This is a genomic window from Streptomyces sp. NPDC102437 (genome assembly GCF_044765565.1).
Lineage (GTDB): Bacteria > Actinomycetota > Actinomycetes > Streptomycetales > Streptomycetaceae > Streptomyces.
In genome coordinates, this window is record NZ_JBIWKI010000006.1 from 247,507 (window position 1) to 261,230 (window position 13,724).

Genomic DNA, 13,724 nt, shown 5'->3' on the forward strand with positions numbered 1-13,724 from the left:
CATGACAGGAACGGCCACCCGGTACCTCTATCTCGTCCGGCACGGCGAGGCGGCGGGGGAGGACGACGGCAGCGCGCTGACGGAGGCCGGCCGCCGCCAGGCCCAGCTGCTCGGCCGGCGGCTGCGCGAGCGCCCGATCTCGGTGGTGCGCCACGGGCCGCTGACCCGGGCCGCGGAGACGGCGAAGCTGATCGGCGAACAGCTCGACGGCGTGACCGTCCAGGTCGCCGAGACGGCCGACGACTACGTTCCGCACTTCCCGGACCGGGCGGAGCTGCCCGCCGACAGCGCCGACCGCTTCATACGGTTCCTGGAACCGTGCACCGCCGAAGAGCGGGTGCGGGGGCCAAAGTTGGCAAGCCGAGCCCTGACGGAGCTCACCGGTCCGCCGGAGGGCGACGAGGATGTCCACGAACTCGTCGTAACCCACAGCTTCCTGGTGTCCTGGCTGATGCGGGACGCCATGGACGCACCGAAGTGGCGCTGGCTCGGCCTCAACCACGGCAATGCCTCACTGACGGTGATCCGCTACGCCCCGGGCCGCCCGGCTTCGGTCCTGGTCTCCAACGACATGCGGCATCTGCCCGACGAGCTGTGCTGGACGGGTTTCCCGCCGGAACTCCAGGTCTGAGCCGGAGCCTTCCCGGACCGGCCCTAACCGTCGTTCGAAGAGGGCCGGGCCCGCACGTGCATCCGCTCCCCCTGCTGCCCGAACAGGCTGAGGAACTCGACCGGATCGGGCCCGGCACTCGCCCACGCGTGCGGCGTACGCGTGTCGAACTCGGCGACCTCACCGGCCGTGAGCACCAGATCGTGCTCGCCCAGCAGCAGCCGCAGCCGCCCCGCCAGCACGTAAAGCCACTCGTACCCCTCGTGCACCCGCTGCTCCAGCGGTCCCGTGGACCCTCGGCCGCCGGGCAGGATCTGCTTGTACGCGTGCAGCCCGCCCAGGTGCCGGGTGAGCGGCACGAACGTCATGCCGTCTCGGGTGAAGGGGCGGAAGTGGATGCGCGGGTCACCGGTGGCCGGGGCGCCGACCAGTTCGTCCAGTTGGACCCCGTACGCCTTGGCCAGCGGCAGCAGCAGTTCGAGCGTGGGCTTGCGGCCGCCGGACTCCAGGCGCGAGAGGGTGCTCAGCGAGATCCCGGTCGTCTCGCTGAGCTGGGCCAGGGTCGTGCCGCGTTCCTGGCGCAGGGCCCGCAGGCGTGGCCCGACGCCTGTCAGGACGGTCGTGATCTCGTCGTCGTCCGGTCGTTCCGCGTGCTCCGCGCCGTCTGCCATGGGCCCCATCATGTCCGCACTGTTTGCCGACTCGGCAACCGGGCGCGTCAGGACGAAAGGATCATGGCCAGCGAGAGCCGGGTCAGCTCGTCGGTCAGCCACTCGGCGTCGACCTGGCGGGGGCGGCGGCCGTGGTGGGCCATGAGTTCGTCCACCGAGTGGTTGAGCACCGTGACGGTGACCTTGTGGTCCCTGGCCACCGCCTCGCCCCGGCGCACGGCCCGCTCGGCCTCGGACGTCAGGAACTCGATCCACATCGCCCGCCAGGTCGCGAGGTGGTTGTCCACCTCCCGGCTCACCCCGAGCACCTCGACGAAGGCCACCCTGGCCGCGCACTTGTCCTCGGTGACCGCCTTCACGTAGGCCTCGAAGAGCCGCCGGACCCGTTCCGTCGTCGGGCAGTCCTCCATGCCCTCCGCCATCAGTGCGTTCTCGGCCGCGCGCAGCCCGTGCGTCGCCACCTCGTCATAGAGCGCCATCAGCAGCACCTCCCGGGAGAGGAACTCCTGCTGGAAGACGTGGGTGGGCACCTTCGCGCGGGCGCACAACTCCTCGACCCCGGTGCGCGCGTACCCGTACGCACCGAACAACTCGCGCCCCGCCCGCAGGAGTCGGTCCCGGGCCCCCAGGAGCTCCATGGGCTGCCCGACCCCGTTCCGCCGGCTCGCCACGACACCCGTCATCGGTCCTCCTTCGTCGTCCGTACCGCTGCCCCCACTCTTCCCGCTCACCTCGGCCGGTGGTGGGTCCGCCACGCACTGAGGACTCCATCACTTCCCGGGGACCCCTGCCTCGGGAACTCCCCAAGAAACAACCCTCGGGGGGCGCGAGAGCTGCCTCTTCACGCCTCGGCGCAGGCGCCCCCGCGCCCGTGACGGGACCGTGCGAGCGGGGTTGTCGGCCCCGTCACTCCCGCCTGCCAGGCCACCGCCGGGCGGTTCCGCCGGGCTCTGCCCAACTGGGCTGCGCCGCCTTGTGAATCTACGATTTCCCCAGGTGGAAAGGGGGTCCACATGGACCGGAACATACGCTCGACGGATGACGTACTGCGGCTCATGGACGGCCTCTTCGCACGGGGCGCCGACCGGTGGACGGCCGCCGCGGGCTCCTGGTGGGACGGCTTCTACGCGGACCGGGAGAAGCCCGTGCCGTTCTTCGTGGCGAAGCCGGACGAGAACCTCGTCTCGTACGTCGAGCGCGGGCTGATCGCCCCCGGCCGCGTCCTGGATCTCGGCTGCGGGCCCGGCCGCAACGCCATCCATCTGGCGTCCCTGGGCTTCGAGGTCGACGCGGTGGACCTGTCCCCGTCGGCCCTCGCCTGGGCGGCGGACCGTGCCCGCGAGGCAGGGGCGGAGGTCCGGTTCCACCACGGCGACGTCTTCGAACTCGCGGCGAAGGAGCCGACGCTGTCCGGCCCGTACGACCTGGTCCACGACTCCGGCTGCTTCCACCACCTGCCGCCGCACCGCCGCATCAGCTACCTCGCCCTGCTCGACCGGGTCCTCGCCCCCGGCGGCGGTTTCGCCCTCACCTGCTTCGCGTCCGGCGAGGGCGGCATGGGCTCCGAACTCCCCGACGAGGCCTTCTACGGCCGGGGCGGACTTCAGGGCGGGCTCCAAGGAGGACTCGCCTACACGCCGGAGTCGTTGCGCCGGATCTTCTCCGGTCTGACGGAGATCGAGCTCCGCCGGATGCACGACGAGCCGTCCGACTCCCCGCTCTTCGGCGAACCCTTCCTCTGGACGGCCCTGTTCCGCCGGCCCGCCGCAGAGCCCTCCCGGCCCGCCTGACCGGCCCGGACCCGCCCGGCCCCGGCATCAGGAAGCCGCAGCACCGCCCGCGTCCAGTGCCGGGGCGATCACGGCGAAGGCCCGGTCCAGCAACGTGGCCGGGTCCTCTGCGCCATCGCTGTCGCTCCACCGCCGCAGCACGGCGTCGAAGGCGGCCAGCGCCATTCCGGCAGCCAGCTGGGGGTACAGATCAGCGTCGGGCCCGAGCCCCGACCGGTCCGCCAGCTCCGCCGTCAGATCGTCACGCCACTGCGCCTGACGCTCCATGAAGCGTGCCCGCAGGGCGGGCGTACGCAGGATCAGCTGGACCACGCGCAGCGCCCGCTCCGCGTGGTCGGGGTGGGAACAGGCGGCGAAGGAGACCGAGACGGCGCGCAGCAGCGCCACGGACGGGCGCTCCCCGGCAGGGCGGGCCGCCAGCTCCTCGCGCATGCCCGCGCCCATGTCGGCCAGGAACTGGACGACCACGTCCTCCTTGGACGCGAAGTACCGGAAGAACGTCCGCTTGGACACACCGGCGGCGGTGACGATCTCGTCGACGGTGACCGCGTCGAACCCCTTCGACGCCAGCAGCTGCAGCGCCGCTTCGGTCAGCTCGCCCGAGACGAGCAGGCGTTTGCGCTGGGCCATGGTCACTTCGGGGCGGGAGCTCACCCATCAATCGTAACCCCATGCCCTGCATGACACTCGGACGCTTCTTGACACTGAGTGCCAGTAGAGGCAACGTGTGTCACATGACACGGCAACAGCAGTGGACCACCGAGCAGATCCCGGACCAGACCGGCCGGGTCTCCGTCGTCACCGGGGCCAACAGCGGTCTGGGCCTGGCGACCGCGCGGGCGCTCGCCCTCCGGGGCGGGCACGTGATCCTCGCCGTACGCGACGAGGAGAAGGGCCGCCGGGCGGCCGAGGAGATCACCGCCGGACAGCCGGACGCCGGCCTGGAGGTACGCCGGCTCGACCTGGCGGACCTGGAATCGGTCCGCGCCTTCGCCGACCGCCTGCACGCCGAACACCCACGACTGGACATGCTCGTCAACAACGCGGGGGTGATGGCGCCGCCCCGGTCACTGAGCGCGCAGGGCCATGAACTCCAGTTCGCCTGCAACCACTTGGGCCACTTCGCGCTCACCGGGCTGCTGCTCGACCTGCTGTCCACCGGGCGCGATCCCCGTGTGGTCACGGTGAGTTCGGCCAACCACCGGCAGGGACGGCTCTTCCTCGACGACCTCTCGGGCGAGCGCAGGTACTCGCCGATGGGCTTCTACAACCAGTCGAAGTTCGCCAACGCGGTCTTCGGCCGGGAGCTCCACCTGCGGCTGACCGCGTCCAGCAGCCCGGTGCTCAGCCTGCTCGCCCACCCCGGCTACACCTCCACCGGCCTTCAGACGAGCGCACCGGTCGGCCTGGTGAAGCTGCTGTACGGCCGCCTGCTCACCCCGCTCGCCCAGACCCCGGCGCGCGGCGCCCTGCCGCAGCTGTACGCGGCGACCCACCCGGACGCGCGGGGCGGCGAGTTCATCGGACCGGACGGCCCGGCCGAGCTGCGCGGCGGGCCGACCCGGGTACGGCTGTCCCCCGAGGCGGCGGATGCCGGGACCGGCCGCCGTCTGTGGGAGCTGTCGGAGCGGCTGACCGGCGTCCGGTTCACGTTCCCGGCGTCGGTCTAGGGTCTTTCGTTCGGATCAGGCCGGATCAGGGAGCGGGACACGCGAGCTTGGCCTGATCCGAACGAGAGGCCCTGTGCCCTCATGCACCGCGATGCCCCGCGGCCGGTGAAGCGCGTGCTTCACCGGCCGCGGCGTTGTTCCGTACGCTCAGGCCTTGCCGGTGCAGATGGCGTCGTACGGCCGTCCCGGGCTCGGGAACAGCTCCAGCGGCTCGCTGCCGGACGGGCATTCCTCGGCGGTCTTCGTCAGGTCGAGCACCTTGCTCACACCGCTGCCGCCACCGGCGCAGGCAACCTCCTTGGCCTGGTCGTTCACGCAGTCGCCCTTCACCAGCTGCCCGCCGCCCGCACCGGCGTCACCGGGATGGTCGCCGCTCAGGTTGCGGCCGCAGATGGTCTTGCTGGGTATGCCGGCGCTCGCGTCGCCGGAACCGAAGGAGACCTTCACCGAGATGATCGCGTCCGTGCCGGCCGGGCACTGGATCGAGTCGGCGAACATGGCGCCGTCCTTGATCTCCAGGGCCTTGAGCGTCGCCTTGGAGTCGTCGCAGTCCAGCGGCTGGTAGGCGTCCTTCTTGCTGCTGTCGGGACCGGCGCAGTCGCCGACCTTCCAGTCCTTGGCCTCATGGGTCCCGTCGCTCGACGACTTCTGGCAGGCGGTGGCCGCCCCCAGGACGAGTGCGACGGCCAGCACCGCCTTCGAGCCGTTCAGGAGAGCCTTGCGAGAGCCGCGTCGCGCGGGGGAAACGGTGCTGCTTCGGCTGCCGCCGTGGGGGTGCGTGCTGCCGTTGACTCTCATGCTGCTCCTTGGAGTTCGGGTATGTGGCGCGGCCCGCACAAGCACTCGGCGTGGCCCGCGCATGGTGGCGCGCGCGTGATGACGACAGGACCGGGCACCGCGGTTCCCGCTCCGGCGGATTCAGCCTCCCTGCGGGACCGGAGCGGCGAACTCCACGTCTTCGGCGCGCGCCACGACCTCCAGATCGCTGCCGAGGGCCCATTCGGCGACCCGCGAGACCGCGGCTGCCGGGACGGGGCCGCTGATCCCCGGCGCGGCCGGGATGTCGTGCGTCGCGTGCGCGTCGTGCGGCATGACGACCCGGTACCCCAGCTCCAGCGCCGTACGGGCCGTCGCCTGTACGCACATCTCGGACATCACGCCGCAGACGGCGAGCGCCCGCACCCCCGCGTCGCTCAACAGGGAGCCCAGCGGTGTTCCGTGGAACCCGTCGTCCCTGAGCTTGCGGATCACGACCTCCGTGTCCGAGGCGTCGACGCGGTGGTGAAGCTCCCAGCCGGGCGTCCCCGGCTCGTCCCCCGCCCCGGGCCGCCCGTCGTTCTGCACATGGACGACGAGCGCCCCGCCCCTCCGCGCCCGCGCGATCAGCCCCGCCGTCCGGTCCACGAGCCGGTCCGCGCCGGGCACCGCCCGTTCACCGACGACCGCGTCGGCCTGGACGTCCACAACGAGCAGTGCCTGTACGGGAAGTGCGCGATCGCTCATGCCGTCATCATGTCCGCCGGCGCCGGTGCGCCTCCACCCGTTTTGGAGCCGTGATGCAGGGCGTGCGCTCTTCCTGCCAGTGCGTAACAGGTGTACATCTGATACATTCGCAACATGAGTGAGCCTGTCATCGAATCCATGGCGGAGGTTCGCCGTCACCTCGCCGATGTCATAGACCGTGCGCGCCGGGACGACACCCCGACGATCATCACGCGCCGCGGCAGGCGGGAAGCCGTGCTGGTCGATATCGACGAGTACCTGCGCCTGAAGCAGGCCGCGGAGCAGCACGAGGACGAGTGGCTGAACCGACTGGCCGACGAAGCCGAGTCCGAGGGTCTGGACGGTTCGGTCTCCATGGAGGAAATGGCCGCTCTCCTCCGATCGGCACCCTGAGCGCATGGGACACGTCACGCGATTCACCTCGCACGCGCAACGGGACCTGCTGAAGATTCCCCGCCAGGACGCGCTACGCATCCTCATCCGGCTCAGCGAACTTCAGAAGGCGCTGGACGGAGGCGACACCACGACCTTCGACATCAAGGCGCTCCAGGGCCATTCCGATCGGTGGCGGCTGAGAATCGGCGACTACCGCGCCGTCTACACGATCGAGGACGGCCGGCTGATCCTCTGGGTACTGACGGTCGGGCACCGCCGCGAGGTCTACCGCAACCGGTAGCAGCAGCCGACAGCCCTCGAAGGACACCGCGGACCGCGCCCCGGGACGCGGTGTGGCATCGTCCCGGCATGACGGATGCGGCGGAGACGGGGACGGTCGGGGCAGTGGAGTCGTGGAGCCTTGTCGGTGACGCCGTCGCCGTGTCCGTCGGCTCGGTGACGGAGGTGCTCCGGGCGAGGATCGCGGACGGGAAGCTCGAATCGCTGCTGGAGAGTTCGTCGGGACGGACACTGTTCGTCGTGAGCAACTCCGAGCGGGCGACGGTGATGCTGCTCGATCACCCCGGCGACCCGGGCGAGCACGCCACGGACCCCGGGGCAAAGGACTGGAGCGACGGGTTCGTCCTCTCGAACGGGCAGGCCGACGAGTACCCCGACGCGGACACCGTGCCGCTCGCCGAGGCTTTTCGGATCGTCCGCCACATCCTCGCCACCGGCCGGCCCCCGGCCGACGCGGCGTGGGCGGTCGACCGCTGAACCGGTCCGGGGATCAGTGCGTCAGGACGGGCATTCCGCCAGCTTCGGCTTGTTCGGCGGGCTCTTCCGGTTCAGCAGCGGGGCGAGGTGGTCGGCGTACAGCTGCTCCCAGACACCGTCGGTCATGATCTTCTTCAGTGCCGAACACACCTCCCTCTTCAGACCCTTCTCGTCCGGCTTCATCGCGACGCCGTAGCCCTCCGCTCCCGGACCGCTGTCCAGCCGCTTCAGCTCGGCGGGCTTGTCCTTGACGAAGCCGGCGAGGATGACGTCGTCCGTGCTCACCGCGTAGACCGACGACGCCGGGTCCAACAGGTCGCGCACGCAACGGTCGTAGCCGTTCGGCAGCGACTCCGTCATGTTGTAGCCCGCCTTGGGCAGCCATGACTCGTACGTCGAGCTCCTGGCGGTACACACTTCGAACTGCTTGTTCCGCAGCATCCTGGAGTCGTCGATCGCCCCCGCCTTCGCCTTCCTGCGGACCATGAAGCTCCGGCTGGCCACGTAGTACGGCCCGGCGAACGCGACACTGTAGTCGGGCGCCTTCGCGTGCTTGCGCTCCTCCGTGATGCTGTAGGTGGCGATGACCAGATCCACATCGCCCTTCTGCAGTATCGTGCTCCGGTTCTCGCTGCTCACGGGCTCGAAGATGACCCGGTCGCGGCTGTAGCCCATGTCGCGCGCGATGGCATAGGCCACGTCGATCTCGTACCCGCGGTACGTGCCGTTCCTGGTCTTCTCGCTCAGTCCGGGCTGATCGGCCTTGACGCCCACCTTCAGGACCGGGTGCGTCTTGATGTACGGGTCGGCCCGGGAGCCGCCGCGCGGGCGGCTGCCCGCCTCCGACGTACCGTCCCCCTGCATCCGCTCCACGGCGAGCCACCCGAGACCGGCCACCAACGCCGCGCACACCGCGACCGCCGAGAGCTTCTGCCATCCCGGGACGCCCTTCTTCGGCGGCCGGGGCGGCGCGGGCGATGCCTGAGGGGGGACGGGCACCGGGGCGGGGGCGGGAGCGGGGGCGGGCACGGGGGCGGGCACGGGTACCGGCACGGGGTCGGGCTTCGCGGCGGAGTCGTGGAGGATCTGCCGGAGCATCTCCTCCGCGCTCCCGGCGCTCAGACGGCGGCGCGGATCCTTGTGCATCAGCCGGCCCACGACTTCGGCCAGGTCCCCGCCGTGCTCCATCGGCAGAGGATCCGACTGGCAGGCGGCGACCAGGACCTCGTACTCGTTCGGCCGGTCGAAGGGGTGCCTGCCCTCGACCATCTCGTACAGCGTGACGCCCAGCGACCACAGGTCGGAGGCGGGTGTCGCGGTGTTCTCCTGCGCCGTCTGGGCGAGCAGTTCGGGCGCCAGGTACTTGAACGTGCCGATCAGCTCACCGGCCCTGGTGAGCGGGGCGGCACCGTCGAAGGTCGCGATCCCGAAGTCCGCCAGGATCGCGAAGTCCTCCTTGGCGAACAGGATGTTGGCCGGCTTCACATCGCGGTGGACCACCCGCGCCTCGTGGACCGCCCGCAGCCCGCTCAGCACCTGGAGGCCGATCGCGGCCGTCCGCCGCACCGGCAGCCGATGCTCGGCGCGCATCAGGTCCGCCAGCGAACGCGCGTCGAGCAGGTCCATCACGATCCAGACCTGGTTGCCGGACTCGACCCGGTCATGCACCGCCACCACGTTGGGATGCTTGATCTTGGCGATGGCCGCGGCCTCCCGCCGGGCCCGCTGCATCATCTGCTCCTGCGTGGCCGCCCCGACGGCGTCCCGGCCGAGCAAGCCCTTCACCGCGACGTGCCGGTCCAGGCGGGTGTCCAGGGCATCCCAGACCTCGCCCATACCACCGCGCCCGAGGCTGTGCAGCAACTCGTAACGTCCGTCGATCACATGGTGCGGTGCGGGGGCCGCCGGCTGTTCCGGCGCCCGGGACGGCTCCGACGCAGGCTCGGTCTCCGGCCGCGACTGCCCGTGGTCCGAATCGCGACCGGCCCTACCCTCGCTGTGCATGCGACCCCCTGTGGACTACATGGAGGCAACAGCCTAGACGCTCGGTCATACCCCGAAGCGGCTCGCAGCACTTGTGATTCGGTCACTTCGGGAGCGCCTTCCGGACCGCCGCCGCCCCCGTCGGCCGTGCTCATCACCCGTCCGTGAACCGCTCCCCGCACCGGCTGCAGAACACCGGTTCGGGGTCCCGCGAGAGCCGGCCGCATCCCGGGCAGACCAGGTCCAGCATGCAGGGCGCCTCGCCGCCCTCGTACGAGGGTGCGGGGACGGCCGGGGCTGCCGCGGACCTGATGGTGAGGCCGGGGCGGCGGCGGTGGACGGTCAGGTAGGTGAGGCCGTCCGGGCCGGCCGCGAGGGCGCGGCGGGAGGTGCGGGGCAGCCAGGCGACGGTGGTCGGGGTCAACTCCAGCGAAACGTCCCCGGCGTCGATCCGGCCGTCGCCCGCGACGACGACCAGGAGGACGTCCAGTACGTCCTCCTGGTGCTCACCGACCTGGCCGCCGGGCGGAAGACGTACCAGGTTGGCGTCCAATTCGCGGCCCTGTTCGGCCAGTTGCCACAGGGCCCCGCGCCGGTCGGGGGTCGCTTCGTGGAGCAGCTCGTCGAGTACGGCAAGAACGCGCGGTACGGAAGTCACGGGAAGCAGGCTACGCCTGGCCCGGGGGCAGTGCCGGGCTGTCGTACGGGCATGGGAAGCTGTGCTTCCGCTGTATGCGCGCGCCGGTACTCGTACCCCCCACCGGTCACCTGTGACCTGTGCCGTCGCCTGCCCCAGCGGTTCATGGAACGAACATCGAAGACGATCCCTGGGGTACGACTTGAGATCGAAGCGCAGAATCACCGATCAGCCCTTCTCGAAGCGAAGAATCTGGGTCACGGCCGCCGTGGCGACCTCGGCCGTCGCCGGTGTCCTGGTCTTCGAGGGGGTGACGGGCAACTCCTCGGTGGACACCGACGCCAAGTCCGGCCCGCCGAAGGCCGATGTGCGCGCCACCTCGCTGAAGGTCGGCGACGACGGCACGTCCGCCGTCCTGGGCAAGCGGGACACCGCACCGTTCAGCATGCTGGGCATCACCTGGACCGACCCGGCGGCCAAGGTCACCGGAGCCGTGGAGGTCCGCACCAAGTCCGCGGCCGACGGGAACTGGACGTCCTGGGTGCCGCTCGAAACCGACCTGGACGGGCGCACGGAGACCGGCCGGGCCGGCGTAAGAGGGAGCACCGAGCCCCGCTGGGTGGGGCCCTCCAACGGTGTGGAGGTACGGATCAACGCGGGCGGCAAGGTCTCCGCCAAGCTGCCCGCGGGGCTGCGGCTGGACACCGTGGATCCGGGCCGGGGCGGCTCGACCGCCGCGGAACCGGCCGCCTTCGCGGCCGACCTGCCCGCCGAGGACCCCTCGGCCACGCCCTCCACCGACCCGGTGGAACCGGCCCCGTCGGACCCGGCGGCCACGCCGGGCGACGGCACGGAGCCGTCCGCCGAGCCCACACCGTCCGAGCCGGAGTCGCCGGCCCCGTCCGAACCGGCCACCGAGGAGCCCACTCCCCCGGCGAGCCCGAGCCCCTCGGCGTCACCGAGCTCCTCCCCGGCCGAGACCCTGCCGCCCGCGCCGCCGTCGACCGTTCCGAAGCCGCCGATCGTCTCGCGGGCAGGCTGGGGCGCCGACGAGTCGATCAGCCCGGAGGCGCCGGAGTACCTGGACGGTGTCAAGGCCGTGTTCGTCCACCACACCGCGGGGAGCAACAACTACTCCTGCGCCGACTCCGCGGCGGTGGTGCGCAGCCTGTACGCGTACCACGTCCTGAGCGAGAAGTGGAAGGACATCGGCTACAACTTCCTGGTCGACAAGTGCGGGACGGTCTTCGAGGGCCGTAAGGGCGGTGTGGACCGGCCGGTGTTCGGTGCGCACACCTACGGCTTCAACCGCGAGTCGGCCGGTATCGCGGTCATCGGCACCTACACGGACGCGACCGCGCCCAGCGCGGTGACCACGGCGGTGGCCCGGGTCGCCGCGTGGAAGCTCGGCCAGTACAAGGGCGACCCGGCGGGCAGCACCATGCTCACCGCGGGCGCCACCGGCAGCAACTACTTCGGCACGAAGTTCACCGCCGGTACCAAGTACTCCTTCAAGCAGATCTCCGGGCACCGCGACGGCTTCAACACCCAGTGCCCCGGCAACATGCTGTACGGGCAGCTGAAGTCGATCCGTGATCTCGCCGCGGGCCCCGTCACCGGGCTGGCCGTCAAGTCGGTGACCGGCGCCGGGCTCTCGGGCACGACGTACTACACCAGGTCCGCGATCACCGTGGGCTGGTCGGCGAGCACGCCGAGCGCGTTCGTCTCCAAGTACGAGCTGCTGGTCGACGGCAAGTCCGTGGCCACCACCGCGGGCACCGCCACCTCCGCGCCGGCCACCCTCGCCGTCGGCACCCACCAGGTGCAGGTCCGCGCCACCCACCAGTCGGGCAAGGTCACCACGTCGGCGGCGGCCACCGTGGTCGCCGAGCAGACGGCGCCCACGTTCTCCACCAAGCCGAACCTGGCGCTGCGCACCGGCACGGTGAACACCACGGCCGTCCCGCTCACCCTGAAGTGGAAGGCCACCGACGCCGCTTCGCTCAAGGAGGTCCGGCTCACCGCACCGGTGGCCAAGACCTACGGCCCGACGACCACCAGCGCCTCGCACACCGCCAAGTCCGGGGTGTCGACCACCTGGTCCATGAAGGCGTACGACCGGGCGGGCAACACCGCCACGGCCTCGGTCGCCGGTACGCCGGTGATCGTGCAGGAGAGCTCGGCGACGAAGTCCGGCACGTGGACGACGCGGTCCTCGTCGAGCTACCTCGGCGGCAAGTCGTACTCCAGCTCGTCGAAGGGTGCCTCGCTGAGCTGGACGTTCACCGGCCGCTCGGTCGCCCTGGTGGCGTCCCGGGCGACCACCTCCGGCCAGGCGTACGTCTATGTGGACGGGGTGAAGGTGTCCACTGTGGATCTGAAGTCCAGCACCACCAAGTACCGCGACGCGCTGTGGACGAAGAGCTGGTCGTCCAGTGCCAAGCACACCGTCAAGATCGTCGTCGTCGCCACCTCGGGCCGGCCGACGGTCACCACCGACGGCATCGTGTATCTGAAGTAGCCCGCACCAAGAGACTGCCCCCGGCCCCTTTGCCGGGGGCAGTCCCGTACGGCCACCCTTGCTTCGAGCGGACTCGAAGGCGTTGGCTTGGTCCCCATGGAGTACACACAGCTCGGACGCACCGGGCTCAAGGTCAGCCGTCTCGTCCTCGGCACCATGAACTTCGGCCCGCAGACCAACGAGGTGGACAGCCACGCCATCATGGACGCGGCGCTGGACACGGGGCTGAACTTCTTCGACACCGCAAATGTGTACGGGTGGGGCGAGAACAAGGGCCGCACCGAGGAGATCATCGGCACCTGGTTCGCCAAGGGCGGCGAGCGCCGCGGCAAGGTGGTCCTGGCCACCAAGATGTACGGGAACATGGGCGCCGACGGCGAGGCCTGGCCCAACCACGACAAGCTCTCGGCCGTGAACATCCGGCGCTCCGTCGACGCCTCGCTGAAGCGGCTCCAGACGGACTACATCGACCTCTACCAGTTCCACCACGTCGACCGGAACACCCCCTTCGAGGAGATCTGGCAGGCGATCGACGTCCTGGTGCAGCAGGGCAAGATCCTGTACGCCGGTTCGTCGAACTTCGCCGGTTACAAGATCGCCCAGGCCAATGAACTGGCCGCCCGGCGGGGCTCGCTGGGCCTGGTCAGCGAGCAGTGCATCTACAACCTGATCGAGCGCCGTGCCGAGATGGAGGTCATTCCGGCCGCGCAGGAGTACGGCCTCGGCGTCATCCCGTGGTCCCCGCTGCACGGCGGACTGCTGGGCGGTGTGCTGAAGAAGGAGCGCGAGGGCACGGCCGGACGCTCGGCCTCGGGCCGCAGCGCGGACGCGCTGAAGGACGCGGCGCAGCGCGCGAAGATCCAGGCGTACGAGGACCTGCTCGACAAGCACGGTCTGGAGCCGGGCGAGGTCGGCCTGGCCTGGCTGCTCACCCGGCCGGGGGTGACGGGGCCGATCGTCGGGCCGCGCAACCAGGAGCAGCTGGACTCGGCGCTGCGGGCGCTGGAGCTCGACCTCTCGGCGGAGCTGCTGGCGTCGCTGGACGAGATCTTCCCGGGCCCGGGGCCTTCGCCGGAGGCATTCGCCTGGTGAGGGTTTCCTCGTGAGGCCCCTCCGACGGGCCGCCGCCGTCCCCGCCTCCGACGGGGCGGGCGGCGGCCCGTTCCCGTACCCGGTACAGGACGCGT

15 protein-coding genes are annotated in these 13,724 nt (G+C 70.9%); 8 read left to right on the plus strand and 7 right to left on the minus strand.

What is annotated here, in order from left to right; translation table 11 throughout:
• Window position 1 precedes the first annotated feature (1 nt).
• Entirely contained in the window at window positions 2–631 is a 630-nt protein-coding gene (locus tag ACIRJP_RS10865) for a histidine phosphatase family protein (RefSeq protein WP_404171014.1), read from the plus strand.
• Window positions 632–654: 23 nt separating this feature from the next.
• Here ACIRJP_RS10865 and ACIRJP_RS10870 read toward each other — a convergent pair whose 3' ends face one another.
• On the minus strand, window positions 655–1,281 hold the full coding sequence (locus ACIRJP_RS10870; RefSeq protein ID WP_358944661.1) for a helix-turn-helix domain-containing protein: 627 nt from the start codon (window positions 1,279–1,281) through the stop codon (window positions 655–657).
• Between the two features lie 47 nt (window positions 1,282–1,328).
• The gene (locus ACIRJP_RS10875; RefSeq protein WP_404171017.1) at window positions 1,329–1,964 is read right to left on the minus strand and encodes a TetR/AcrR family transcriptional regulator; all 636 of its coding nucleotides are present in this window, start codon (window positions 1,962–1,964) and stop codon (window positions 1,329–1,331) included.
• 330 nt (window positions 1,965–2,294) lie between these two features.
• On the opposite strand from ACIRJP_RS10875, the gene ACIRJP_RS10880 reads away from it, so the two are divergent.
• Window positions 2,295–3,071: a class I SAM-dependent methyltransferase gene (locus ACIRJP_RS10880; RefSeq protein ID WP_404171020.1), complete on the plus strand. Its 777-nt coding sequence runs from the start codon at window positions 2,295–2,297 to the stop codon at window positions 3,069–3,071.
• A gap of 27 nt (window positions 3,072–3,098) precedes the next feature.
• On the opposite strand, the gene ACIRJP_RS10885 is transcribed toward ACIRJP_RS10880, so the two are convergent.
• Window positions 3,099–3,701: a TetR family transcriptional regulator gene (locus ACIRJP_RS10885; RefSeq protein ID WP_404171167.1), complete on the minus strand. Its 603-nt coding sequence runs from the start codon at window positions 3,699–3,701 to the stop codon at window positions 3,099–3,101.
• Between the two features lie 104 nt (window positions 3,702–3,805).
• On the opposite strand from ACIRJP_RS10885, the gene ACIRJP_RS10890 reads away from it, so the two are divergent.
• Complete coding sequence (locus ACIRJP_RS10890) at window positions 3,806–4,741, plus strand: oxidoreductase (RefSeq protein WP_404171023.1); 936 nt, start codon at window positions 3,806–3,808, stop codon at window positions 4,739–4,741.
• A gap of 147 nt (window positions 4,742–4,888) precedes the next feature.
• Here ACIRJP_RS10890 and ACIRJP_RS10895 read toward each other — a convergent pair whose 3' ends face one another.
• Together ACIRJP_RS10895 and ACIRJP_RS10900 are read right to left on the minus strand one after the other, a co-directional pair.
• Window positions 4,889–5,539, minus strand: coding sequence for a hypothetical protein (locus tag ACIRJP_RS10895; protein WP_351261811.1), 651 nt, complete (start codon window positions 5,537–5,539; stop codon window positions 4,889–4,891).
• Between the two features lie 120 nt (window positions 5,540–5,659).
• On the minus strand, window positions 5,660–6,244 hold the full coding sequence (locus ACIRJP_RS10900; RefSeq protein ID WP_404171026.1) for an isochorismatase family protein: 585 nt from the start codon (window positions 6,242–6,244) through the stop codon (window positions 5,660–5,662).
• 114 nt (window positions 6,245–6,358) lie between these two features.
• On the opposite strand from ACIRJP_RS10900, the gene ACIRJP_RS10905 reads away from it, so the two are divergent.
• The 3 genes from ACIRJP_RS10905 to ACIRJP_RS10915 all read left to right on the plus strand — a co-directional run bounded on the left by ACIRJP_RS10905 (window position 6,359) and on the right by ACIRJP_RS10915 (window position 7,396).
• Window positions 6,359–6,637 (plus strand): type II toxin-antitoxin system Phd/YefM family antitoxin, encoded by a 279-nt coding sequence (locus ACIRJP_RS10905; RefSeq protein ID WP_404171029.1) that lies wholly within the window; start codon window positions 6,359–6,361, stop codon window positions 6,635–6,637.
• Window positions 6,638–6,641: 4 nt separating this feature from the next.
• A complete protein-coding gene (locus tag ACIRJP_RS10910; protein WP_404171032.1) occupies window positions 6,642–6,920 on the plus strand; it encodes a type II toxin-antitoxin system RelE/ParE family toxin in 279 nt (92 codons plus the stop codon).
• 68 nt (window positions 6,921–6,988) lie between these two features.
• Window positions 6,989–7,396, plus strand: a complete 408-nt coding sequence (locus tag ACIRJP_RS10915; RefSeq protein ID WP_404171035.1) for a hypothetical protein — start codon at window positions 6,989–6,991, stop codon at window positions 7,394–7,396.
• Window positions 7,397–7,417: 21 nt separating this feature from the next.
• Here the strand turns inward: ACIRJP_RS10915 and ACIRJP_RS10920 are convergent, their stop codons facing one another.
• Entirely contained in the window at window positions 7,418–9,400 is a 1,983-nt protein-coding gene (locus ACIRJP_RS10920; RefSeq protein ID WP_404171038.1) for a serine/threonine-protein kinase, read from the minus strand.
• A 133-nt stretch (window positions 9,401–9,533) separates the two neighbouring features.
• A complete protein-coding gene (locus ACIRJP_RS10925) occupies window positions 9,534–10,037 on the minus strand; it encodes a hypothetical protein (RefSeq protein ID WP_404171041.1) in 504 nt (167 codons plus the stop codon).
• Between the two features lie 424 nt (window positions 10,038–10,461).
• Here ACIRJP_RS10925 and ACIRJP_RS10930 point away from each other — a divergent pair, with 424 nt between their 5' ends.
• Both ACIRJP_RS10930 and ACIRJP_RS10935 read left to right on the plus strand, forming a co-directional pair.
• The gene (locus ACIRJP_RS10930; protein ID WP_404171170.1) at window positions 10,462–12,537 is read left to right on the plus strand and encodes an N-acetylmuramoyl-L-alanine amidase; all 2,076 of its coding nucleotides are present in this window, start codon (window positions 10,462–10,464) and stop codon (window positions 12,535–12,537) included.
• 96 nt (window positions 12,538–12,633) lie between these two features.
• A complete protein-coding gene (locus tag ACIRJP_RS10935) occupies window positions 12,634–13,629 on the plus strand; it encodes an aldo/keto reductase (RefSeq protein WP_404171044.1) in 996 nt (331 codons plus the stop codon).
• Window positions 13,630–13,724: the final 95 nt, after the last annotated feature.

Excerpts from the sequence above, each read along its gene's own strand:
- ACIRJP_RS10915 (WP_404171035.1), top strand. The coding sequence starts at position 6,989 with ATGACGGATGCGGCGGAGACGGGGACGGTCGGGGCAGTGGAGTCGTGG.
- ACIRJP_RS10880 (WP_404171020.1), top strand. The coding sequence starts at position 2,295 with ATGGACCGGAACATACGCTCGACGGATGACGTACTGCGGCTCATGGAC.
- ACIRJP_RS10875 (WP_404171017.1), bottom strand. The coding sequence starts at position 1,964 with ATGACGGGTGTCGTGGCGAGCCGGCGGAACGGGGTCGGGCAGCCCATG.
- ACIRJP_RS10905 (WP_404171029.1), top strand. The coding sequence starts at position 6,359 with ATGAGTGAGCCTGTCATCGAATCCATGGCGGAGGTTCGCCGTCACCTC.
- ACIRJP_RS10890 (WP_404171023.1), top strand. The coding sequence starts at position 3,806 with ATGACACGGCAACAGCAGTGGACCACCGAGCAGATCCCGGACCAGACC.
- ACIRJP_RS10870 (WP_358944661.1), bottom strand. The coding sequence starts at position 1,281 with ATGGCAGACGGCGCGGAGCACGCGGAACGACCGGACGACGACGAGATC.
- ACIRJP_RS10865 (WP_404171014.1), top strand. The coding sequence starts at position 2 with ATGACAGGAACGGCCACCCGGTACCTCTATCTCGTCCGGCACGGCGAG.
- ACIRJP_RS10930 (WP_404171170.1), top strand. The coding sequence starts at position 10,462 with ATGCTGGGCATCACCTGGACCGACCCGGCGGCCAAGGTCACCGGAGCC.
- ACIRJP_RS10885 (WP_404171167.1), bottom strand. The coding sequence starts at position 3,701 with ATGGCCCAGCGCAAACGCCTGCTCGTCTCGGGCGAGCTGACCGAAGCG.
- ACIRJP_RS10900 (WP_404171026.1), bottom strand. The coding sequence starts at position 6,244 with ATGAGCGATCGCGCACTTCCCGTACAGGCACTGCTCGTTGTGGACGTC.
- ACIRJP_RS10910 (WP_404171032.1), top strand. The coding sequence starts at position 6,642 with ATGGGACACGTCACGCGATTCACCTCGCACGCGCAACGGGACCTGCTG.
- ACIRJP_RS10935 (WP_404171044.1), top strand. The coding sequence starts at position 12,634 with ATGGAGTACACACAGCTCGGACGCACCGGGCTCAAGGTCAGCCGTCTC.
- ACIRJP_RS10895 (WP_351261811.1), bottom strand. The coding sequence starts at position 5,539 with ATGAGAGTCAACGGCAGCACGCACCCCCACGGCGGCAGCCGAAGCAGC.
- ACIRJP_RS10920 (WP_404171038.1), bottom strand. The coding sequence starts at position 9,400 with ATGCACAGCGAGGGTAGGGCCGGTCGCGATTCGGACCACGGGCAGTCG.